General features: G+C 59.2%; 21 protein-coding genes and 4 tRNA genes. 15 read left to right on the forward strand and 10 right to left on the reverse strand.

What is annotated here, in order from left to right:
• Positions 1-14 precede the first annotated feature (14 nt).
• The 3 genes from LA321_RS08310 to LA321_RS08320 form a co-directional block, all read right to left on the reverse strand.
• Positions 15-218: a hypothetical protein gene (locus LA321_RS08310; RefSeq protein WP_026457710.1), complete on the reverse strand. Its 204-nt coding sequence runs from the start codon at positions 216-218 to the stop codon at positions 15-17.
• A 162-nt stretch (positions 219-380) separates the two neighbouring features.
• Positions 381-1,097, reverse strand: a complete 717-nt coding sequence (locus LA321_RS08315) for a MarC family NAAT transporter (protein WP_042070301.1) — start codon at positions 1,095-1,097, stop codon at positions 381-383.
• 143 nt (positions 1,098-1,240) lie between these two features.
• Positions 1,241-2,557: an MFS transporter gene (locus LA321_RS08320; protein ID WP_042070303.1), complete on the reverse strand. Its 1,317-nt coding sequence runs from the start codon at positions 2,555-2,557 to the stop codon at positions 1,241-1,243.
• Between the two features lie 165 nt (positions 2,558-2,722).
• On the opposite strand from LA321_RS08320, the gene LA321_RS08325 reads away from it, so the two are divergent.
• Together LA321_RS08325 and aphA are read left to right on the forward strand one after the other, a co-directional pair.
• A complete protein-coding gene (locus tag LA321_RS08325; protein ID WP_042070304.1) occupies positions 2,723-3,397 on the forward strand; it encodes a Dph6-related ATP pyrophosphatase in 675 nt (224 codons plus the stop codon).
• Positions 3,398-3,500: 103 nt separating this feature from the next.
• Positions 3,501-4,220, forward strand: a complete 720-nt coding sequence (gene aphA / locus LA321_RS08330) for an acid phosphatase AphA (RefSeq protein WP_042070305.1) — start codon at positions 3,501-3,503, stop codon at positions 4,218-4,220.
• Positions 4,221-4,301: 81 nt separating this feature from the next.
• Here aphA and LA321_RS08335 read toward each other — a convergent pair whose 3' ends face one another.
• Complete coding sequence (locus LA321_RS08335; protein WP_042070307.1) at positions 4,302-4,568, reverse strand: hypothetical protein; 267 nt, start codon at positions 4,566-4,568, stop codon at positions 4,302-4,304.
• 169 nt (positions 4,569-4,737) lie between these two features.
• Between LA321_RS08335 and LA321_RS08340 the strand changes: the two genes are divergently transcribed.
• Positions 4,738-5,559 (forward strand): HDOD domain-containing protein, encoded by an 822-nt coding sequence (locus LA321_RS08340; RefSeq protein WP_042070309.1) that lies wholly within the window; start codon positions 4,738-4,740, stop codon positions 5,557-5,559.
• A gap of 126 nt (positions 5,560-5,685) precedes the next feature.
• Positions 5,686-6,207 carry a GNAT family N-acetyltransferase gene (locus tag LA321_RS08345; RefSeq protein WP_042070311.1) on the forward strand — a complete coding sequence of 174 codons (522 nt, stop codon included), beginning with the start codon at positions 5,686-5,688 and terminating at the stop codon, positions 6,205-6,207.
• A gap of 117 nt (positions 6,208-6,324) precedes the next feature.
• On the opposite strand, the gene LA321_RS08350 is transcribed toward LA321_RS08345, so the two are convergent.
• A complete protein-coding gene (locus LA321_RS08350) occupies positions 6,325-6,501 on the reverse strand; it encodes a hypothetical protein (RefSeq protein ID WP_124239471.1) in 177 nt (58 codons plus the stop codon).
• Between the two features lie 556 nt (positions 6,502-7,057).
• Between LA321_RS08350 and LA321_RS08355 the strand changes: the two genes are divergently transcribed.
• From LA321_RS08355 to mdtD, 3 genes are all read left to right on the forward strand, one after another.
• Complete coding sequence (locus tag LA321_RS08355) at positions 7,058-8,452, forward strand: D-arabinono-1,4-lactone oxidase (protein WP_042070313.1); 1,395 nt, start codon at positions 7,058-7,060, stop codon at positions 8,450-8,452.
• 43 nt (positions 8,453-8,495) lie between these two features.
• Entirely contained in the window at positions 8,496-9,623 is a 1,128-nt protein-coding gene (locus LA321_RS08360; protein WP_042070314.1) for a CobW family GTP-binding protein, read from the forward strand.
• A gap of 61 nt (positions 9,624-9,684) precedes the next feature.
• Positions 9,685-11,079: a multidrug transporter subunit MdtD gene (gene mdtD / locus LA321_RS08365; protein WP_042070315.1), complete on the forward strand. Its 1,395-nt coding sequence runs from the start codon at positions 9,685-9,687 to the stop codon at positions 11,077-11,079.
• On the opposite strand, the gene LA321_RS08370 is transcribed toward mdtD, so the two are convergent.
• The 4 genes from LA321_RS08370 to folB all read right to left on the reverse strand — a co-directional run bounded on the left by LA321_RS08370 (position 11,064) and on the right by folB (position 14,681).
• A complete protein-coding gene (locus LA321_RS08370; RefSeq protein ID WP_042070317.1) occupies positions 11,064-12,899 on the reverse strand; it encodes a methyl-accepting chemotaxis protein in 1,836 nt (611 codons plus the stop codon). The two genes, mdtD and LA321_RS08370, sit on opposite strands and share 16 nt — an antisense overlap.
• A 305-nt stretch (positions 12,900-13,204) precedes the next feature.
• Complete coding sequence (locus tag LA321_RS08375) at positions 13,205-13,693, reverse strand: YbaK/EbsC family protein (RefSeq protein ID WP_042070318.1); 489 nt, start codon at positions 13,691-13,693, stop codon at positions 13,205-13,207.
• A gap of 107 nt (positions 13,694-13,800) precedes the next feature.
• The gene (gene folK / locus LA321_RS08380) at positions 13,801-14,310 is read right to left on the reverse strand and encodes a 2-amino-4-hydroxy-6-hydroxymethyldihydropteridine diphosphokinase (protein WP_042070320.1); all 510 of its coding nucleotides are present in this window, start codon (positions 14,308-14,310) and stop codon (positions 13,801-13,803) included.
• Positions 14,310-14,681, reverse strand: coding sequence for a dihydroneopterin aldolase (folB, locus tag LA321_RS08385; RefSeq protein ID WP_042070321.1), 372 nt, complete (start codon positions 14,679-14,681; stop codon positions 14,310-14,312). The genes folK and folB overlap by 1 nt, the downstream gene beginning before the upstream one ends.
• A 158-nt stretch (positions 14,682-14,839) precedes the next feature.
• On the opposite strand from folB, the gene plsY reads away from it, so the two are divergent.
• The 7 genes from plsY to LA321_RS08420 all read left to right on the forward strand — a co-directional run bounded on the left by plsY (position 14,840) and on the right by LA321_RS08420 (position 18,088).
• A complete protein-coding gene (gene plsY, locus LA321_RS08390; protein ID WP_026455833.1) occupies positions 14,840-15,502 on the forward strand; it encodes a glycerol-3-phosphate 1-O-acyltransferase PlsY in 663 nt (220 codons plus the stop codon).
• A 47-nt stretch (positions 15,503-15,549) separates the two neighbouring features.
• A tRNA-Phe gene (locus LA321_RS08395) sits at positions 15,550-15,625 on the forward strand.
• Between the two features lie 52 nt (positions 15,626-15,677).
• Positions 15,678-15,753 (forward strand) — tRNA-Thr (locus LA321_RS08400).
• 3 nt (positions 15,754-15,756) lie between these two features.
• Positions 15,757-15,832 (forward strand) — tRNA-Phe (locus tag LA321_RS08405).
• A gap of 8 nt (positions 15,833-15,840) precedes the next feature.
• Positions 15,841-15,916: transfer RNA gene (locus LA321_RS08410), tRNA-Asn, on the forward strand.
• Positions 15,917-16,311: 395 nt separating this feature from the next.
• A complete protein-coding gene (locus LA321_RS08415; protein ID WP_026455834.1) occupies positions 16,312-17,349 on the forward strand; it encodes a sensor domain-containing diguanylate cyclase in 1,038 nt (345 codons plus the stop codon).
• Between the two features lie 160 nt (positions 17,350-17,509).
• Positions 17,510-18,088, forward strand: a complete 579-nt coding sequence (locus LA321_RS08420) for a hypothetical protein (RefSeq protein ID WP_042029055.1) — start codon at positions 17,510-17,512, stop codon at positions 18,086-18,088.
• A 217-nt stretch (positions 18,089-18,305) separates the two neighbouring features.
• Here LA321_RS08420 and LA321_RS08425 read toward each other — a convergent pair whose 3' ends face one another.
• Positions 18,306-18,623 (reverse strand): DUF6968 family protein, encoded by a 318-nt coding sequence (locus LA321_RS08425; protein WP_042070323.1) that lies wholly within the window; start codon positions 18,621-18,623, stop codon positions 18,306-18,308.
• A gap of 325 nt (positions 18,624-18,948) precedes the next feature.
• Between LA321_RS08425 and LA321_RS08430 the strand changes: the two genes are divergently transcribed.
• Complete coding sequence (locus LA321_RS08430) at positions 18,949-19,836, forward strand: sensor domain-containing diguanylate cyclase (protein ID WP_042070325.1); 888 nt, start codon at positions 18,949-18,951, stop codon at positions 19,834-19,836.
• Positions 19,837-20,304 lie beyond the last annotated feature (468 nt).

Raw genomic sequence — 20,304 nt, forward strand, 5'->3', positions numbered from 1 at the left:
TCCAATCATTGGCATCAATTGACCGAGATGGCGCGGGCGTCGATGAAGTAGCGGGCATTGCCCTGCTTGTCGATCTGGATCTTGGCGACCAGGTGCTCCTGATCCTTGTACTCCCAGCGCTGCTCGATCTTGGCAAGGGAAGGGCTAGTGATCCCAACCACATTCAGGTACTCGTGAAACAGGCTATGGCTCCCTATTTCGGTCAGCATCTTGTCCATCAGCATACTCTCCTGAAATTGAATGGGTATTCACCAACAAACCTACCAGCGTCCTTCTGAATAGAGTCTGTATGAAAAACAGACTAACTCATTTATGTGTCAATAACATGATCAGGGACAAGATCAATGCAGATCGTCAGCCTGTTTTGACAGCGTTTTCACTCAGTGCTGGCGGGCACCCGGCAGTTGCTCGAGATTGACGGGAGCAGGCGCGGGAGCCGAGATCGCCTGGGTGGCCGGCGCTTCATGGAATACCGGGTCCTGAGCTACCTCCTTGATTCCATTGATACAAAATTGCATACCCATGCACACCAGCAGAAAACCCATGATCCGGGTCATGGCGTCGATGCCGGTGGCGCCCAGGATCTTGCAGACAGGGTCCGCCAGCTTCAGCACGCCCCAGCTGAGCAGGCTCATCAGGGCGAAGGCGGTGACCATGGCGGCATAGATGGTCATGCGGTTGTAGTCATCGGGCAGTTCCGCGATCTGGGCGGCGCCGCTGATAACCAGCGCCATGGTTCCCGGCCCGCACATGCTGGGCATGGTGAGCGGCACGAAGGCGATGCTCTGGTTGATATCCACCCCGTCGGCCTGGCTCGGTGCCGGGAACAGCATGCGAAAACCGATGAAGCCGATGATGAGACCGCCAGCCAGCCGCAGACCCGGGATGGAGATCCCGAACAGATCCAGGATGGAAGAGCCGATGAAGAAGGTGATGCAGAGGGTGCAGAACAGGTAGATGGCGGCCAGATTGATCTGGCGGCGGACATGTTCCCGCGACATTCCCTTGCTCAGCCCCAGCAACAGGGTGGCCGTGGTGGGCGGATTGACCATGGGCAGCAACGCCAGCAAGGCGAGCAGAACGACCTGAAAGTACATGTATTGCCTCGGATGAACAGGGGTAGATGGATGAAGCCGGCACCAGGCCGATTTCGAAAGGGTGGTTATATTATGCCCTGCAAACTGAACCCAGGCCGTACAAAAAGCCCCGACCTGGGTCGGGGCTGAACTGAGAGTGGGTATCAGGCCGCCTGGGGCAGCGTCTGGCGCTGGCTGCGCTGCTGGACCCAGAGCCAGAGGCCGATGACAAAGCCAAGGGCCGACAGGCTCATCACATAGTGGGAGGGGGCCAGCACGTCGTTCTTCATCCACAGGGTGACCAGCATGGGGGTCAGGCCGCCGAAGATGGCGTAGGCCACGTTGTAGGAGAAGGAGAGGCCGGAGAAGCGGACCACTGCCGGGAAGGCGTTGACCATCACATAGGGGACGGCGCCGACGATGCCGACCGCAAATCCCGCCAGCATGTAGAGGGGCACCAGCTGGGCCGTGCCCGCCACCAGACCGTGGTAGAAGGCATAAGTGGAACCCGCCAGCAGCAGGGAGCCCAGCATGAAGGTCAGACCGCTGCCTAGGCTGTCGATGAGGCGACCATAGGCGATGCAACCCAGGGTGAGCGCGACTATGGCCAGGGAGTTGGCGGTCAGCGCCTCGGCGGGGGTGATGCCATACACCTTCTGCAGGTAGGTGGGGGTCATCAGGATCACCACCACGATCCCGGCGGAGAGCAGCCAGGTCAGCAGCATGGAGACGACGACGCTGCCCTTGTGCTCGCGCAGCACCGTCTTGAGCGGCAGCTCCTCGGCCAGGGACTTGTTGGCCTGCATCTCTGCAAAGACCGGGGTCTCGTGCAGCCAGCGGCGCAGGTACATGGCGACGATGCCGAATACCCCGCCGAGCACAAAGGCCAGACGCCAGCCCCACTCGCTCACATCGCTCGGGCTCATGCTGCGGTTGATGGCGGTGGCCACCAGGGAGCCGAGCAGGATGCCGGCCGTCAGTCCGGCGGTCAGGGTGCCGCAGGCGAGGCCAATCCGGCGGGCGGGCACGTGTTCAGCCACGAATACCCAGGCCCCTGGCACTTCACCACCGATAGCGGCCCCTTGCAGGATCCGCAGCAACAGCAGCAGCAGCGGGGCGGCGATGCCGAGGGCGGCATAGGTGGGCAGCAGGCCGATCAGCAGGGTTGGCAGCGCCATCATGATGATGCTCAGGGTGAACATGCGCTTGCGGCCGATGAGATCGCCGAAGTGGGCCATGATGATGCCCCCCAGCGGGCGGGCCAGATAGCCGGCGGCGAAGATGCCGAAGGTCTGGAACTGGCGCAACCATTCGGGGATATCGGCCGGGAAGAAGAGTTCGCCGATGACCACGGCGAAGAAGACGAAGATGATGAAGTCGTAAAATTCCAGCGCGCCGCCCAGCGCCGCCAGGCTCAGGGTCTTGTAATCCTGTCGGTTGAGGGGGCGACTGTGATCGTAGTGTTGTGTGGCTGTCGTCATATCCTTATGTTTCCCATCGCTTTTTTAGTTATTGTTCCCCATCCTTGCCGGGGACACGCTCCTCTTCGAGGGTATGCTTTTGCATCCCGGTATGTAAATCGCGCAATTCGCAACACTGTCTTGCATCTTTTTGGGGCATATTGACTCCCGTCAGGGGGAAGAATCATGGAAAAGAAACGGGTATTGCTCTCCTGGAGCAGCGGCAAGGATTGCGCCTGGGCGCTGCATCGCCTGCGCCAGGATCCGGCCATCGAGGTAGTGGGGCTGTTCACCACCCTCAATCAGGCCTTTGAGCGGGTGGCGATGCACGGTGTGCGCAAGCAACTGCTGTTGCAGCAGGCCAAGTGCGTGGGGCTGCCCATCATCTGCATCGATCTGCCCTGGCCCTGCAGCAACGAGGATTATGCCCGCATCATGGAAGGCTTCATCGCCGATGTGCTGGCGCAGGGGATCCGTCACATGGCGTTTGGTGATCTCTTCCTTGAGGATGTGCGGGCCTATCGCGAGCGGCAGCTGGCGGGAACCGGTATAGAGCCGCTATTTCCGCTGTGGGGGAGCAAGACGCCCGAGCTGGCGCGGGAGATGATGGCGGCGGGCATGAAGGCGAGGATCAGCACGCTGGATCCGAAGAAGCTGGATGCCGGTCTGGGTGGCCATGATTTCGATCCGGCCCTGCTCGCCGCCTTGCCCGAGGGAGTGGATCCGTGCGGCGAAAACGGCGAGTTTCACACCCTGGCCTACGACGGGCCCATGTTCCGGCGTCCGCTGGCAATCCGGGTGGGGGAAACCGTGGAGCGGGACGGTTTCATCTTCACCGACCTGCTGCCAGTCACCGATTGATTATTGGGCGTCAAACGCTCCCTTCTGTAGGGTAACTCACAGTTTGGACAAGGGGATGGGGGCACCATGAGCCCCCTCTATTGTTTGAAGAAGAAGACGTGCGATGAAATCTGTTTCCCGCCCCGTGCTGCTCGCCTCCCTGCTGGCAGCCGCCCTTTCTCTCCCGGCCATTGCCGACGTTACCGCCACACCCCAACCGGTCCCTGCCGGCGTGACCACCGCCTCGCTGGCCGAGCAGGCGCCCGTTCACTGGGTGTCGCTGGCCCAGATTGCCGCCAGTCTGGATGGTCTGCCGCCGATGGCGGTGGGCTTTGACATCGATGACACCCTGCTCTTCTCGAGCCCCGGCTTCTATCGCGGCAAGCAGGAGTTCTCCCCGAAAGACGAGAGTTATCTCAAGAACCCCGCCTTCTGGGAGAAGATGAACAATGGCTGGGATGCGTTCAGCGTGCCAAAACAGGTGGGCAAGGCGCTGATCGCCATGCACCTCAAGCGAGGCGACAGCATCTACTTCGTCACCGGGCGCTCGGCCACCCGCACCGAGACGGTGACCCAAACCCTGCAGCAGACCATGGGGATCCCGGCCGATCGGCTCAATCCGGTGATCTTTGCCGGCGACCAGCCTGGGCAGAACACCAAGGTGCAGTGGCTCAAGGATAAAAAGATGAAGGTCTTCTACGGCGATGCCGACGGGGACATCAAGGCGGCGCAGGCGGCGGGCATTCGCGGTATCCGCCTGCTGCGGGCGGCCAACTCCACTTACCGGCCACTGCCGCTGGCGGGGGCGTTGGGGGAAGAGGTGATCATCAACTCCCAGTATTGATCGGTCAAAAGCTGATTCATGAAAGAAGGGCGGGGCCATCGGCACCCGCCCTTCTGTTTGTTCGCCGTACGGAGACGTGGTTCAGTCGGCCCAGGGCATCTCGGGCAGGCTGTCGAGAAAATCGCCGTAACGGGTCAGGTTGAAGGGGCCCTGTTCGGCTTCCATCGCCATCAGCTCGGCGCCGAGGGCGCAGGCGATGTATTGCAACGCCTCTTCTCGCGGGGTGCCCGTCATCACCAGCCGCATCAGGGTCGCCTTCACCTGGGGCGGCTGGCCGTCGGCGAGCTGGTTGTCCACCATCTCCAGCAGGGCGGCTTCGTCGAAAAATTCCTGAGAGTCGTCGTTCATGGGATATCCGCAACAGTGAATGTGGCGGCCAGTATAGCCCGAATGCTTGCTAACACCTTGAGTCATGGGCAAATAAAGAATCCGTTATAGCGCTGGCTTGTTACTCATAATTAGTAGGCGTTTGCCCCGCAAACAGGTTTGCACACATACCAGATGGATGGATAAGCCTATGCCTACGATAGATGCCCTGCTGGCACAGCCACACAACCTGCCCCAGATCCCCGAAGTGATGCGCGAACTGATCCAGACCTTCAACGAGAGGGAGCCGGATCTGAGCAAGATCAGCAAGCAGATCGCCAAGGATCCGGTCATTTCGGCCAAGTTGCTGCGCCTGGCCAACTCAGCAAAATTCGGCGGCAGTCGCCAGGTTGCCACTGTCAACGAAGCCACGGTCCGGCTTGGGTTGGCCATGGTGCGCAACATGGTACTGGCCTGCGGCCTGACCGAGTCGGTCAAGGCGGTGCCCGGCCTCGACCTCAGGCACTTCTGGGGTTGCGTCTTCAACGTGGCCGAACTGGCGCGCCGTTTGGCGGTGCGAAAAGGAATGAAAGGAGAGGAGGTCTTCACCTGCGCCCTGCTGCACGATCTCGGGCGGCTCATCATGCATGTGGGGCTGCCGGAAAATACCGTGCTGCACATCAAGGATCTGGAGCTGCACAAGGGGCGGGCCAAGGCTGAGGAGCTGGTGGTCGGCTTCAACTATGCCCAGGTGGGAGCGGCCATGGCCAAGTTGTGGAAGTTTCCCGACACCATCTGCAGCGCGGTGGAGTACCACTACAACCCCATGCTGGCCAAGGAGTTTTCTACCGAGGCAGGGCTTATCCACTTGGCCATAGTGCTGGCGGCCCAGTCGGATGTGGGGGAGGCGGCACCCCCAGAGTGGCCTGACAAGGTGGCCGACAAGCTGGGGTTGCCCTGGGCTGACTGCGCGGCCGAATTCACCGCACTGCGCGAGCAGGGCAATGGCTACGCCGGATTGCTGGCAGCCTGACGCTACGGGGTTGCAAAGGGGGCCGAAAACGGCCCCTTTTTCATGCCGACAGCCACGCGGGCTTGCCAGTACGGGATGAGGGGAGCACTCTTTGCTCTCTATCTCCTTGTTTTGAGAGCCGTTGTCATGATCTTCACACCCCGTCTGACCCTGCGTGAAATGAATCTCGCCGATGCCCCCTTTATCCTCGAGCTGCTCAACGATGCCGATTTTTACCGCTTCATCGGCGACCGGGGAGTTCGTACCCTGGAGCAGGCGCAGGAGTATATCCAGCAGGGGCCCGCAGTCAGCTATGCCCGTCACGATCACGGCCTCTATCTGGTGGAACGCCAGGAAGATGGCGCCAGGCTCGGCATGTGCGGCCTTATCAGACGCGACAGCCTGCCCTGCGAGGATATCGGCTATGCCTTTTTGCCTGCTTATCGCGGGCAGGGCTATGCCATCGAAGCCGCACATGCCGCCTTGCAGGATGGTCGTGAGCGGCTCGGGATCGAGCGGGTCATCGCTATCGTCACCCCGGGCAACGAGCGTTCCATTGGCCTGCTGGCCAAGCTGGGGCTGGTGCGCAGCCGTCTGGTGAAGCTCGCAGAAGATGCCGACGAGTGCCTGCTGCTGGAGGCGGCGGACGTAGAGCCGTGCCGGATCTGAGAGCGGTTCTCTGATCGGAGAGGCTGATTATTCGGTTGTAAGGGAGATGGCTGTCGCAAAGAGGCCGCCGTGAGTTGCGGCCTGTCTGCATCGGGCGCTGCCGTGTGGCAGGCAGGATCAGTGGAGGTCTTCGATGGAGAACTCGCCAGCGATGCCATCACAGGAGATGGCGAAACCGCCGCTGAAGCGGGTGCTGAACTGGATCAGAAACCCATCGTCATCGTGCTCTTGCACGGGCAGGTTGATGGGTTTGCTACGACGCAGGGGCTTGTGTGTTTTTACTGCTTTCATCATAGTATTTCTCTATATAAATTAAATGTTTGCTCCTTGTGTTGGCAAATGACAGGTCAATGGGCGCGGTCAGCCCGGATGGCTGACAGGCGCGCAGGAATACCCAGCCCGTCTCACGGGCGTCTGCACTTTCAAGGAATATGCCAAGGAATATGCGGATGCATGGTTCACATGGGTGGGCAGATCGGGTCTGCGCCGTGAGAGCCGGGCAACGCAGGCGGACAGCCTGACGGTTCTCGAGGCGAGTAAATCAGAAGAAGGTTATGCGGGTACTGACAGGATTCATCGTGAGGTGAAGCATTGCAGGGTAAACATAAACAGGGCTGATTAACTAGCCGGCGCGCATTCTGGCCGTGAAATGAATAAAAAGCAAACAATTATTTTGTTGTGGCGTAAATAAGTGCCCGCACTTCCTCCTCATCGAATGACGAAAGGTGCTTGAATGGCCGCCACGACGCATTTCCCCTCCTGATCGCAAGGGCTTGTTTTTCATGCCTTGGCGCGGACTTTTCGGTAGAATCGTCGCTCATTTTGACGTCAGATAGAGATGAGGCGCGGTATGACGGTTCAGTTCCAGGCATTTCACAGCATCAAGGCGATCGACAATCGGGAGGTGCTGTTCAACTGGTCCAGAACCAATCCGCTCGGGGCACTGGAGCAGGTGTGGCGCCCGAAACATCGCGACGAGCTGCAGGCGCTGCTGCGCGAATTCCCGGAGCGCAAGCTGCGGCTCATCGGCTCCGGCCTCTCCTTCGAACCCATCCACAGTGTCTATGCCGAGGGCAATCAGGCGCTGCTGGTGGACCTGCACCACCTGCGCGGCCAGCTGGCACAGACCGCCGACACAGTCACCTATCAGGCGGGCACACCGCTCGACACCGTCTACGCCGAACTGATTGCCATGGAGCGGATGCTGCCGGCCTCCCCCGGCGTCATCGGCATCCAGACCCTGGGCGGTGCGCTCAGCACCGGCACCCATGGCCAGGGGCTGCACCAGTCCGCGCTGTGTGACGCGGTGGAGGTGCTGACCGTGATGCTGGCCAGTGGCGACATCATCCGGGTGGATCGCGCCGATCCGCGCTTCGGCGCCTTCGTGATGGGGATGGGGATGCTCGGCATCCTGCTCGACGTCACCCTGCGCACCGTGCCGAACCGCATCATGCGCTGCACCAAGTTCACTACCGACTATCCCTTCCTGCTGGAGCACAACGAGCGGCTGAACCGCGAACACGGTTTCGTGAAGAGCTGGTGGTTCGCCTGGACCGGCGAGAGCCACATCTGGCTGGTGGATCCCGCCAGCGAGGAGGAGGTGACCCGCTACCGGGCCGCCGGCAGCGAGCCGCTGCTGCTGGATGGCGACATCGACGCCCGCATGAATGCCACCATCGACGCCACCCTGCAGAAGATGGCGAAGGACACCAAGGACGAGGCGCTGGCGGGGGAGCACTTCGAGACGGTGCGTCGCTTCAAGGATGCCTCGGACCTGGTGGGCAACGTCTACCAGATCCTCTGCAAGGGGATCCCGGCCCCCCAGATCAACTGCGAGGTGGCGGTGCCGCTGCATCGCATGCAGGAGGCGCTGGAGATATTGCAGGCGTGGCAGGAGGCCAATCCCGGCGTGCTGCACTATCCCTTTATCCTGCGCTGCACCGGCCCCTCCGAGGCCTGGCTCAGCGCTGCCTATGGCCAGTCGGTGTGCTGGATTGGTTTCCTGGTCTATCTGGCGGCGGACGGCACCTTCGTCAACGGCTCCATGGAGCAGATGCGCGAGTTGCAGCAACTGCTGGTGCCCCTCGGCGGCATCCCGCATTTTGGCAAGCACCTGGCGATGGATCTCTACGACTTCCCGGCCTTGCTACCGCGCTGGCACGACTTCCTTGCCCTCAAGGGCGAGCTTGACCCCCATGGCCGCTTCGAAAACCGCTGGCTCGCGGCTCTGTTTGCTAACAAGTGAGGGTGGCTGGCCCTCTCATCACGCCAGGTTTTAAGGATTTGACATGACCGATATGCAAGATACTCGCATCCCTGTGACCCTGCTGACCGGCTTTCTCGGCAGCGGCAAGACCACGCTGCTCAACCACTGGGTGAAGCAGCCCGAGCTCGGCGAGTGTGCCGTGCTGATCAACGAATTCGGCTCGGTGGGGCTGGATCATCATCTGGTACAGCAGGTGGACGAACAGGTGGTGCTGCTCGATTCCGGCTGTATCTGCTGCTCGGTGCAGGGCTCCCTGGTAGAAGCGCTGCAGGGGCTCTTTATGAAGGCCATCCAGCGCAAGATTAGACCCTTCAAGCGGCTCATTATCGAGACCACAGGCCTCGCCGATCCGGCCCCCGTGCTGTTCACGTTGAGGGAGGAGGGCTTTATCGCCCAGCGCTATCGTTTCGACGGCACAGTCACAGTCGTCGATGCGGGTCATATCGAGCAGCAGCTTATCCAACAGTATGAAGCGGTGAAGCAGGTGGCGCTGGCGGATCTGCTGGTGGTGAGCAAGGGCGACCTTGTGGATGAAGGGACTCTGGCACGGGTCGAAGCCCAACTGGCGGCCCTCAATCCGGCGGCGCCCATCGAGCGGGTGATCAACGGCGAGCTGTCGCCCGCCGTGCTGGAGAAGCTGGGCGCCTACAACGAGGCGGCCGGGCGCGACGTGCGTCAGCTGCTGGCCTGGCTGCGCACCGAGTCCCCCAAACAGGGGCTGGCCTCGCCGATGCAACCCAAGATGAAGCCATTCGCCGCCAAGGTGGGGACGGCTGCGCCGACCCATTTCGAGCATGGCAACATAGAGAGTTTTTCCCTGCGTATCGGCGAGCCGCTCAAGCCCTCCCGCCTGCTGGCGGCCATCGATGCGGTGCAGGCGCAGTACGGCGATGCGCTGTTGCGGCTCAAGGGCATCTTGCAGCTGGAAGGGGAGAGCCAGCCGGTGGTGATCCACGGCGTGCACGGTCAGCTCTATCCGCTGCAGGCACTGGGGGACTGGCCGGAGGGCAAGGCCCAGTCGCGGCTGGTGTTCATCGTGAAGAGCCAGGACAAGGCGGGGATAGAGTGGTTGTTTCTGGACACCCTCAAGGCGCCCGAACCCAGTCTGGAAGAGCAGCTCAGAGCCATGCTCGGCCAGCCGGATGCCTGATAGTCTGATGTGACCCGCTTTCGTGCGGGTCTTTTTTTGTCTGAAGAGGAGGTGGCTGTTCATGCCCGATAGCACACACAAGGTTACCCCGGCCCAGCGCAAGTGGCTGCCTCTGCTGACGGCGGTCGGTTTCTTCATGCAGACACTGGATGGCACCATTCTCAACACTGCCCTGCCCAGCATGGCCGAGGCGCTGGGGGAGAGCCCGCTGCAGATGCAGTCCGTGGTCATCGCCTACATGCTGACGGTGGCGCTGCTCATCCCCGCCTCCGGCTGGCTGGCGGACAGGTTCGGCACCCGTCGCATCTATCTGGCGGCCATCCTGTTGTTTACCCTGGGATCTTTGGCTTGTGCTGCCGCCAATACCCTACCTGTGTTGGTGGCGGCCAGGGTGTTGCAGGGGATAGGCGGGGCCCTGCTGATGCCGGTGGGCAGGCTGGCGGTGCTGCGGGTCTACAGCAAGCACGAACTGCTGCGGGTGATGTCGTTCGTCACCATTCCGGGGCTGCTTGGCCCCTTGATGGGGCCGGCGCTCGGGGGCTGGCTGGTAGAGGTGGCGAGCTGGCACTGGGTGTTTCTCATCAACCTGCCGGTGGGGGTACTCGGTTTTATTGCCAGTTGGCACTTCATGCCCGATCTGCGCCAGGAGACGGCGAAATTCGACTGGCAGGGGTTCGTGATGTTCAGCATCGGCATGGTGCTGGTGTCGGTAGGTTTGCAGGGATTGGGGGAGCACAGCATCTCCACCGGCTGGGCGCTGTTTGCCCTCATCTTCGGGTTGGCGGCCATGGCGAGCTACTGGCTCTACGCGGCCAATGCGCAGGAACCGCTGTTCAGCCTGACGCTGTTCAAGACCAACACCTTCGCCATCGGCATCTGGGGCAACCTGTTTGCCCGCCTCGGCAGTGGTGCCATGCCGTTTCTCACGCCACTGTTCTTGCAACTGGGACTGGGATTCTCGCCGAGCAAGGCGGGGATGACCATGATTCCCACTGTGCTGGGGGCCATGCTGACCAAGACACTGGTGAACAAGCTCATTCCGCGCATCGGCTATCGCCGCATCCTGATCGGCAACACCCTGGCGCTGGGAGCTATGATCGCCAGCTTCTACTTCATCGACAACCAGCTGCCTTACGAGGTGCTGCTTGGCTGGCTGGCCCTCTTTGGCGCGCTCAACTCCTTGCAGTTTTCCGCCATGAATACCCTGACCCTGCAGGATCTCGGGCCGAGTCATGCCAGCGGCGGTAACGGTCTGCTATCGGTGGTGATGCAGCTCTCCATGAGCCTGGGGGTAGCCATCGCCGCCAGCCTGCTTGGGCTCTTCTCCGCCGGGGCTGACGCCGCCGGCGGGCAGTGGCTGGCGGGTTTTCACCTCACCTATCTCTGTGTCGGGCTGCTCTCCATGCTGGCGGCGCTCATCTTTGCCCAGCTGGAGCGGCCTCAGACCTTGAATTGATCGATGGCACTGGCCAGCTCGCTGGCCTGTTGCTCCACCTGCAGGGTAGCGGACAGGGACTCTTCGGCCTGGCCACGCACCTGGTTGGCGATGTCGCGGATCATCACGGCGTTGCGGTTGATCTCGGCGGCGACCGAGCTCTGTTCCTCCACGGCGGTGGCGATCTGGGTATTCATGTCGAGCACTGCCTCCATCCGCTCCGTGATGAGATTGAGCTGCTCTCCGGCCAGCTGGGCTGCCGAGACGCTTTGCTCGCCATTGTCACGGCACTCGCCAATCTGCGCCACCATGCTGGCGGTGCGTGACTGCAGGCTGCCTATGATGGTGGCGATCTCCGTGGTGCTCTGCTGGGTGCGCATCGCCAGGCTGCGAACCTCGTCAGCCACGACGGCGAAACCACGCCCCTGATCCCCGGCCCGGGCCGCCTCGATGGCGGCGTTGAGGGCCAGCAGGTTGGTCTGTTCGGCGATGGCCCGGATCACGTCCAGCACGCTGCTGATGGTCTGGCTCTCCTGCGACAGGGCTTCGCCCTCATGGCCGGTTTCATCCAGCCGCTCCGAGAGCTGGCGTATGGTCTGGCCGGTCTGCTGCACACTGTCGCGGCCCTGTTCGGCGGCGCTGTGGGTGTCGCGGGCGCTGGCGGCAGCGGTTTCTGTGTTGTCTGCAATATTGGCGATGGTGGATTCCATCTCGGTGGCGGCGCTGGCCACCAGATCGCTCTCCTCAAGCTGTTTTGACAAGGCCTGCTGGGTCAGCTCTGCCTGTTGGCTCAGCAGCCGGGTCTGGGACTCCAGGTGCCCGACCGAGCCTTTCACCCGTTCGATAAGGGCGTGAAAGTGATCCAGCATGGTATCGAAGTCACGGCCCATGGCGGCCAGTTCGTCCTTGCCGGTCAATCTGGCACGCAGGGTGAGATCGTTGTTGCTGGTGACCCGACGCATCACGTCGGCCAGCTTGTCGAGGCCGCTCATGATGCTGCGACCGATGGCAAGGTTGAGCAGCAGGGCGGTGATGATGCCAACGGCACACAACATGATCATCATCCAGGTCTGGCGATCATGCTGGGCATTGACGTAAGTGGTCAGCTCCTTGAGCAGGGTGGCGCTTGCCGAGGCCATCTTCTGCTCTTTCTGGATCAGGCTTGCTCGCAGGCCATCCTTGCCGGTCAGACCCAGTTGCTGTTCAGCGCTAACCAGCTCCTTGAAGTACTGGCGGTAGCGCTGGAGCAGCTCGGCCTGTTCCGGATTGGCGGCCAGCGCCTCGGCCAGCGGCGTTGCGTTGGCTTCCAGCTGATCCAGGTAGCGTGCATCCCGGCGCAGCATGAAGTCCTTCTCGTTGCGGCGCAGCTGCAACAAGATGACTTCAAGGCGGGGATCGTCGCGCTCCTTGAGGGCCGACTCAAGCGCATGGGTAGCAGCTCTGAGCTTGCCGTAGAGGCCTGCTTCCGGCGTGAGGCCGATCCGTTCCTGCTCGCTCTGCAGTCGTTTGAATTCAGCCTGGTAGTCATCGAGTGCACCACCGAGCACGGTCAGGTGCGCGTCCATCTCCGCTGGCAGGTAGCCTTGGAGCTGCTGGATGGTCTCCCGGATCCGCTGGCTCTGGGCGGCGAACTCGGTGACAAGGGAGGGATCCTTGCGCAGCAGGTATAGCTTCTCGTCGAGCGCCAGCTGGGTGCGTTCGGAGTCAAGCTGCTGGGTCAGTCGCTGTGCCATGGCAAGCTGCTCGTTTCGCTCCGAGAAGTAGGATAGGCCTCCGACCAGCAGCAGCTGGATCAGGGTGATGAGGAAGGCGGACCAAAGTAACTTCTGTTTGACGCTCATTACTGCCTCACAGCAACAGGGGAAGTACCCGTCATTATCGTTCAGTCGAGCAAAAACTTTAATATTATGTTTATTGTCAATAAGTTGCCGCTTCGTCTGTCACCTGACAGTTTGTGAGGAGGACAGACAATCTCGTTCGGGATCAGGCAGTTGTTTTGTTGGTGGCTAGCCGCCCACAAAGTGAGGAAGTACTTCCTCATGGCAGAGGGAAGACAGTCCTCGGGGGGATGGTTGTCGTGAACGTGGCATAAGGCCGCCCCCCGGAGCGGTGACGCGGCTCTTCGGTCCACAGAAGTGGGGCTGACTCAGGTCGTTGTCACGGGCAGATAGCTGACCTCACAGGGCAGCTGTGCCAGCACCCGGGGCAGGTGGGCGGTTTCCAGCAGAAAGGTTTGTTCCGGGTGACCCGGGGTCCAGGTAAAGGCGTGATGGGCGAGCAGCTGCGGGTCTATCAGCAGCGGGATGTCGGCGCGCGGCAGAAAGGGGCAGACGGCTCCCGGCAGGCAGCCGATCTGTGCCTGCATCTCCTCGGCCGTGCAGATGGAGGGTTTGGCTCCCAGGGTGGCCTTGACGGCCTTGTTGTCGAGCCGACCGTCCCTGTGGGTCAGCAACAGGGCGAAACGGCCGTCCTTGAACTTGAGAAACAGGGTCTTGCTGAACTCCGCCTGCCAGCCAAGGCGTGCCTTGACCTGCTCGTCGGTGGCGTAATCGAGGATGGGCTCGTGTTGATAACGCTGATGGGGCAGATCGGCGAGCAGCTGGCAGTTGAAGTGATGGATGGTATCGAGTGGCATCTATTCCTCCTTTTCATGGGAATTATCCTGCCAGCAGGGCAGGGCAATGGCCAATCACGCTTTCTAATCTGCCATAAGCGACAAGGGCACCGAGGTGCCCTTGTCGATCAGCTGTGCTGCAATGCCGGTGCTTCCCAGTGAAAGGAAATGGGGTAGAGCCGCTGGGAGGCCTTGTCATAGGCTTGCCACAGCTCATCCATGGTGCGGCCATCGAGCGGATGGCGCAGGGCCGGGGCCAGCTCGGCCAGCGGCCACAACACGAAGGCGTTGGTGAGGATCTCGCCGCGTGGCAAGGTGATCGGTGTGTCGCAAACCAGATCGCCATAGAGCAGCAGGTCGAGATCCAGGGTGCGGGGAGCGAACTTCTTGGCATCCGCTTCGCGGCCGTGGGCAAACTCCATGGCGCGCAGGCGCTGGCAGACGGTCGCCAGTGGAAGATCGGTCTGCGCCGCCACCACCAGGTTGTAGAAGGGGCGGCCATTGAAGCCTACCGCCTCGCTCTCGAATACCCGTGACACCAGCAGCTCGCCAAACTCGCCGTACAGGGCATCAAGGCCGGCGCGGATATGGCGCTCCCGCTCTATATTCGAGCCCAGGCTGATATAGAGGGTGGTCATCAGTTGGCGCTCGCTACCGGTGTGCGATGGCGCAGGATCTCGACGCCGACGCCTTCGGCATTGGGTACGGCACCGGGCTTGGTGAGAGTCACTTTGACCCACTGTACCCGCTCATCGGCAAGCACCAGGATGGCGACCTGTTCGGCCATGGTTTCGACCAGTTCGACTACCTTGCCGCTGACATGTTCACAGATCCGGTTGGAGAGGTCGGCATAATCCAGTGCCAGCTTGATATCGTCGGTTGCGGCGGCGGGGCGGTTGTCGAACCCCATCTCAAGGTCAAACCGGAGTTTCTGGCGAATGCCCTTCTCCCACTCATATACACCTATGGTGGTCAAAACCTCGAGTCCGCGAATAAACACCTTGTCCATGACTGTACTTCTTCTTTACTCTTGATGGGCTGTGATGACAGCGCAGGGATGCTGGCCGGGCGACATGCTTGCCGAGGCTGTCTGGTTGGGCAAAGGGTCCAAGCCAGCGTATGTGGCCCGCATCATACCCCATTCATATCGTGGTAAAAACGACCAAGATGACGGCCCTGACGATTTTGATGATTATTCTGGCCTACCTGGGTGGTTCACTATCCAGTGCTGTGCTGGTCTCCCGCTTCACCGGTCTGCCTGATCCGCGGGATCATGGCTCCCACAATCCGGGGGCGACCAATGTGCTGCGCCTCGGTGGCCGGATGGCGGCTCTGGTGGTCTTGCTGCTCGATGTGATCAAGGGAATGGCCCCCGTCTATCTCGCCTGGTTTCTGCAAATCAAACCCGTCTACCTCGGCTTTATCGGCGTGGCGGCCTGTCTTGGCCACATGTATCCCCTCTTCTTCCATTTCCGGGGAGGCAAGGGGGTAGCGACGGCGCTGGGCACCATGCTGCCCATCGGTTATGGCATGGGAGGCGCCGTGATAGGTACCTGGCTGCTGGTACTGCTGGTGAGTGGCTACTCCTCTTTGGCTTCCATCATTACCGTACTGTTGACGCCGCTCTTTACCTACCTGCTCAAACCCGAATATACCTTGCCGGTTTCGCTGCTCTCCTGCCTCATCTTGATCCGCCATCACGAGAACATTGCCCGTTTGCTCAAGGGGGAAGAACCCAGGGTGTGGGGGCGCAAGCGCAGGGCCAGTGAGGGGGAAGTGGAGGAAATGGGGCGCGTTGAGCAAAAAAGAGACGAACGAGACAAAAAGTGAAATTTCCCGTTGACCACCAGCCCTAAAATCCGTTTAATAGCGCCCACGCCCAGATAGCTCAGTCGGTAGAGCAGGGGATTGAAAATCCCCGTGTCGGCGGTTCGATTCCGTCTCTGGGCACCAAATTTTGGTGTCATGAAATAAAAATTTGTTCATGCGCAATGGTTTGAAGTGTGCCGGCTTAGCTCAGTAGGTAGAGCAACTGACTTGTAATCAGTAGGTCACCAGTTCGATTCCGGTAGCCGGCACCATTTGCCCAGATAGCTCAGTCGGTAGAGCAGGGGATTGAAAATCCCCGTGTCGGCGGTTCGATTCCGTCTCTGGGCACCACTTACAATTCCTCCTTAGTTCAGTCGGTAGAACGGCGGACTGTTAATCCGTATGTCACTGGTTCAAGTCCAGTAGGAGGAGCCAACACAAAAGCCCAGCTGAAAAGCTGGGCTTTTTTTTATCCGTTTCGTCATGGTGACGAGCGGCTCGCCTGTTGCTGTCGTCGGCCGTCACCATCTGTCGCCGGGCGTTGACTGTTTGTTGCGTCAAGCCATCTCATCCGCAAACAGGGTTCCACCTTGATCCATTATGGGGATCCGGGGCCTGGATGGCCGGAGAATATCGCTTCCTCATTATTAATCTGCAGATGACTGGCTATAGTAAATAATAAAGTTAATTACTTTATAATCGACATTTACAATGCGGTTTATCTGTTCTATATTTATTTGAATGGTTGTTTTGTTATGCAGTTGAAGTTCATTTTATAGCTGATAGAACAATTAAATGCAGTCTATTTGATGAGATATATGGGGAATGTTATGCATAATGAACGTTATCTTGATACAGCCGAACTGGATAAATTAAATTCCGGCGGTGATATAACCATGCCAGTATCATTTATCCTTGATATATCTCGTTCCAAATCACTGCAAGATGTATTGAATGTGGTGGCAAACTGGATTCACCATTTATTTAAAGCCGAACGAGTCAGTATTACAATTAAAGAAAATGAACATTTCCTGAAGCTTTATTCCATTTCCGGTAATCGGGCCATTCCTCTTGATTTTCTTATGCCCATTAAAGATACATTTGTCGGTGGTGTATTTTCATCGGGTCGTTTGGCCATCTGTGATGATTTGAGCATGTCTGACAAGCTGGACTGCCAGATGTTGTATCACAAGGGGATGGGCTGTTGCATGGATGCCCCCATGCTGCAAGGTGACAACTGTATCGGCACCCTGAATGTGGCGCATCAGGATAAATTTTTTTACTCAACGAGAGACGCTGTCATTTTACAGTGTCTGGCCCATTGGCTTGCCCTCAATATCCAGCTCTATCTGCAAGTCGATGAAATGAAAGTGCTGGCTTCTACCGATTATCTTACCGGCATATACAACCGCAGGGCATTCATGGCAGAAGGGCAGAGCCGGGTCGCCCATTCGTTATTGACGGGGGTTCCCTGTACCGTGGCGATTCTTGATATCGACAATTTCAAGGAGTTGAATGATCGCTATGGTCATGAGGCGGGAGACCTCGTGCTCAGGCAGTTGGCTGCTGCCGTTTGCACCGTCGTCCGGGAGCATGATGTATTTGCCCGCATTGGCGGGGAAGAATTTGCATTGATTATTGCCGGGGGCTCCCATGATGACAGCGATGATATTTTTGAAAAAATAAGAGCCTTGATTGAAGAGTTGCTTATCGAATATGGCGAATACACCATTCAAGTCACGACCAGCATAGGGGCGTCAGTCTCCACCCCTGCGGATGTCGAGATCGGACATCTTTTGCGAAGAGCGGACATGGCGCTCTACCAAGCCAAGAGTGCCGGCAAGAACAGGGTAATCTTCGAGTTGTAACTGACTTCTGTACTGGCCTGCGAAGGCGGACGGATCGCTGGGGCAGCCCCTGTCGTCCGCAATGCTGCGGGCATCGATCTTCCACGAAAATTTACCTAGCATGGAAACTTTGGCGAGCCAAACATGCCGCCGCTACTTTACTGTCGAGAGAATCCACAAGATGAAAATGCGTCCCCTGTTGTTGCTGAGTGTCCTGCTGCTGGGCGGGTGTAGCGTCAATCCCTATCGTTGGCCCGGCAGTGAGCCCCAGACGCCTGCGCCGAGCGAGCCAGTCACCCAGCCTCCCGTGACTCAACCCGAGGTGAAACCACCGGTACAAAAACCGGTGGCACCGACCGCGCTGGCCGTGGCCATGGCGGATGCCTTCGTCCAGGCCCCCGAGGTGCGGGAGCTGGCCAATGGCAACCCTGTGCTGCTGCTCACGCCACCCCAGAATGGAACGGGGGAATCTCTCGACACGCGCCCCATGGCGGCGGCCATGATCAAGCGGATCCAGTCCAAAAGCGAGTTTCGCTTCGTCGACCCGGGCCAGGTCGCGGCCATCACCAGCCAGCTCGAATATCAGCAAGGGGGGGTCAATCCAGCCTCTTTGGTCCGCCTGGGGCGACAGACCGGTGCGGGTTACATGCTCTACGGGGATCTGGTGCAACAGGGGGGACGTTATCGGCTTGCCATGAGCCTGATGGATCTGCGCAGTGGCGAACTGCTCTGGAATGCGAGCCGCTTCGCCAGCCGATAGTTTGGACTTTGTCGGGGTCACCACGGCACCAGGCCAGAGGTGACCCTTGCGGGACGGTGGGGGGATGGCAGCCCCCTTCAGTAGATACCGGCTGTCGCGTTCCTTTCCCCTGCCCATACGCTATGGCCAGCGAGGCCGATAGTGATTGCTCGCTTGCCATCATCAACAATTCCTCACATCAGAGCCGCCATGGCAGTCGGTGGCACGCCACCTTGTTTCAGAGCATCGGGAAGTAGCAGGCGGTGATATCGACGGGCTGATCCGGGCAACCCGGTTGATAAAACTGCCAGCCGGCGTCTGAGAAGGCGCGCAGCTCGCTCTCGACAAATGCCAGCGCCAGGCTCATGGCCTGCAGGGCATCGATACCATGGATAAAGGTCTTGTCACGCAGGCCGGCAAGCTTCACCTTGCAGCGATGGTCACCGTTGGCGGATCTGGTATCAGGTCTGGGCCTGTGGATGGCGATCTTCAGGCGAAGTTGCTCACCCTCTGGGTTGACGACATCGAACCTGGCGGTGACTAGGGTCTTCTTCATCCGGATATTCCTTTTCCGTTGGTGGGTACAAGCTTGAGGAGCCCTGGTCGGGGACCAGAAGGAGCTCTGGGGTATCAGCCTAATGGAACCTGGAGACTCAAACAATCTGCTGTCAGCTCATGGCAGATGCCAAAATGAATCAGAGCCCCTCATGCTGGTGCTGCTGAATACCGGCAAAGAGCTCGGTTGATTACCTGGTTGAACATTATTTACGCATCAAGATTCATCGCTGATTGAATTTGATGTTCGCTCCGGGTCTGGCACGGTACGATATTTTGACAGTCAGCCAGCCTTTCGCTGCCTGAGGCTCGCAGGAGGAGATGGAATGGAGCTTTCGGTCAAGCAACTCTATGAAGTGATGGCCCAACTGCCGGATCCTCTCTTTATCCTGAGCGAAGATGGCTACTACATCGAATACCTGGGCGGGATGGAGGAGCAGTCCTATCAGGACGGCAACCCCCTGACGGGAAAGAGACTGTTCGATGTACTGCCTGCGGTGATGGCGCAATGGGTGATGGAACAGGTAATGCTGGCACTGGATAGTGGCCAGATCCAGGTGGTGGAATATGATCTTGCGGCCACTGAGGTGGCGGGGATCGATGCCGCCGTCGGGCCGCAAGGGATGCAGCGATTCGAGGGCAAGATTGCCCCCTTGCCCTCTCTGTATGAGGGGAAGCGAGCGGTCGTCTGGGTAACCCGCAATATTACCTGCCAGCACGAGCTGCAACAGCGACTGAAATTGCAAAGCGAAACCGATCAGCTCACCGGTCTCTACAACCGGCGATTCTTCTTCGATCACTGGGCCCGGTTGCAGCAGGGGGAGGGTCATGGCCTCATCATGCTGGACATCGACCACTTCAAGCAGGTCAACGATCGTTTCGGCCATCAGGAAGGGGATCGGACGTTGCAACGCTTCTGCGAGTGTGTGGCGACCCAGTTGCGCAGCGAGGATCTCTTTGTACGCAGCGGCGGCGAGGAGTTTCTGATCTTGCTGCCGCGACTGGATGAGCTGGCACTATCGCGCATTGCGGAGCGGATCCGTGCGGCTGTGGCAGCCCTGGCCGCCGACCCTGTTACGCTGACCGTCAGTCTGGGTACGACGCTGGTGCGACCGGGTGAGGATATCAATCTGGCGTTGGCGCGCGCCGACGAGTGGCTCTATCGCGCCAAGCGGGCAGGGCGCAACCGGGTGGCTCACTGCCCATCGCGCTGACGGCCGGCCATCAGTGATTAATAATATCGTCCACCTTCGCTATTATTTCATTGAGGTGGAATTAAGCTCATTTTATTTATTGAAGGTTTTTTACGCCATCATGTTAATATTAATAGGTCGGCTAGTTCTCATTAATCTTGTTGAGAAAAAAGCCGTGGTTTTACCATTATGTTATCAGGGCGCTGTCGCACAGCCCTGACAAGACTGGAATGATACATTTTATTGTTTTTTGAAACATCTCGGTTTAAACGGTCATGAATTATTAACCTTGACCTTGATGATGATTTCAATGATGGTAAAACGGCATTTTCGTATTGCCCCGGCGTGCATTATTGAATGTCGGTGGATTTATTATGGTACGAAGTATTCGATATTTTATTGAATATCGCTTGCCAGTTATTTCTGGCCAATAAAAATAATGATGACAGAACAATAAGGTATGTATCGCAATGAGTCTTGCTATTGCAG

Origin of the sequence: Aeromonas enteropelogenes (genome assembly GCF_020097295.1) — a bacterium.
GTDB lineage: Bacteria > Pseudomonadota > Gammaproteobacteria > Enterobacterales > Aeromonadaceae > Aeromonas > Aeromonas enteropelogenes.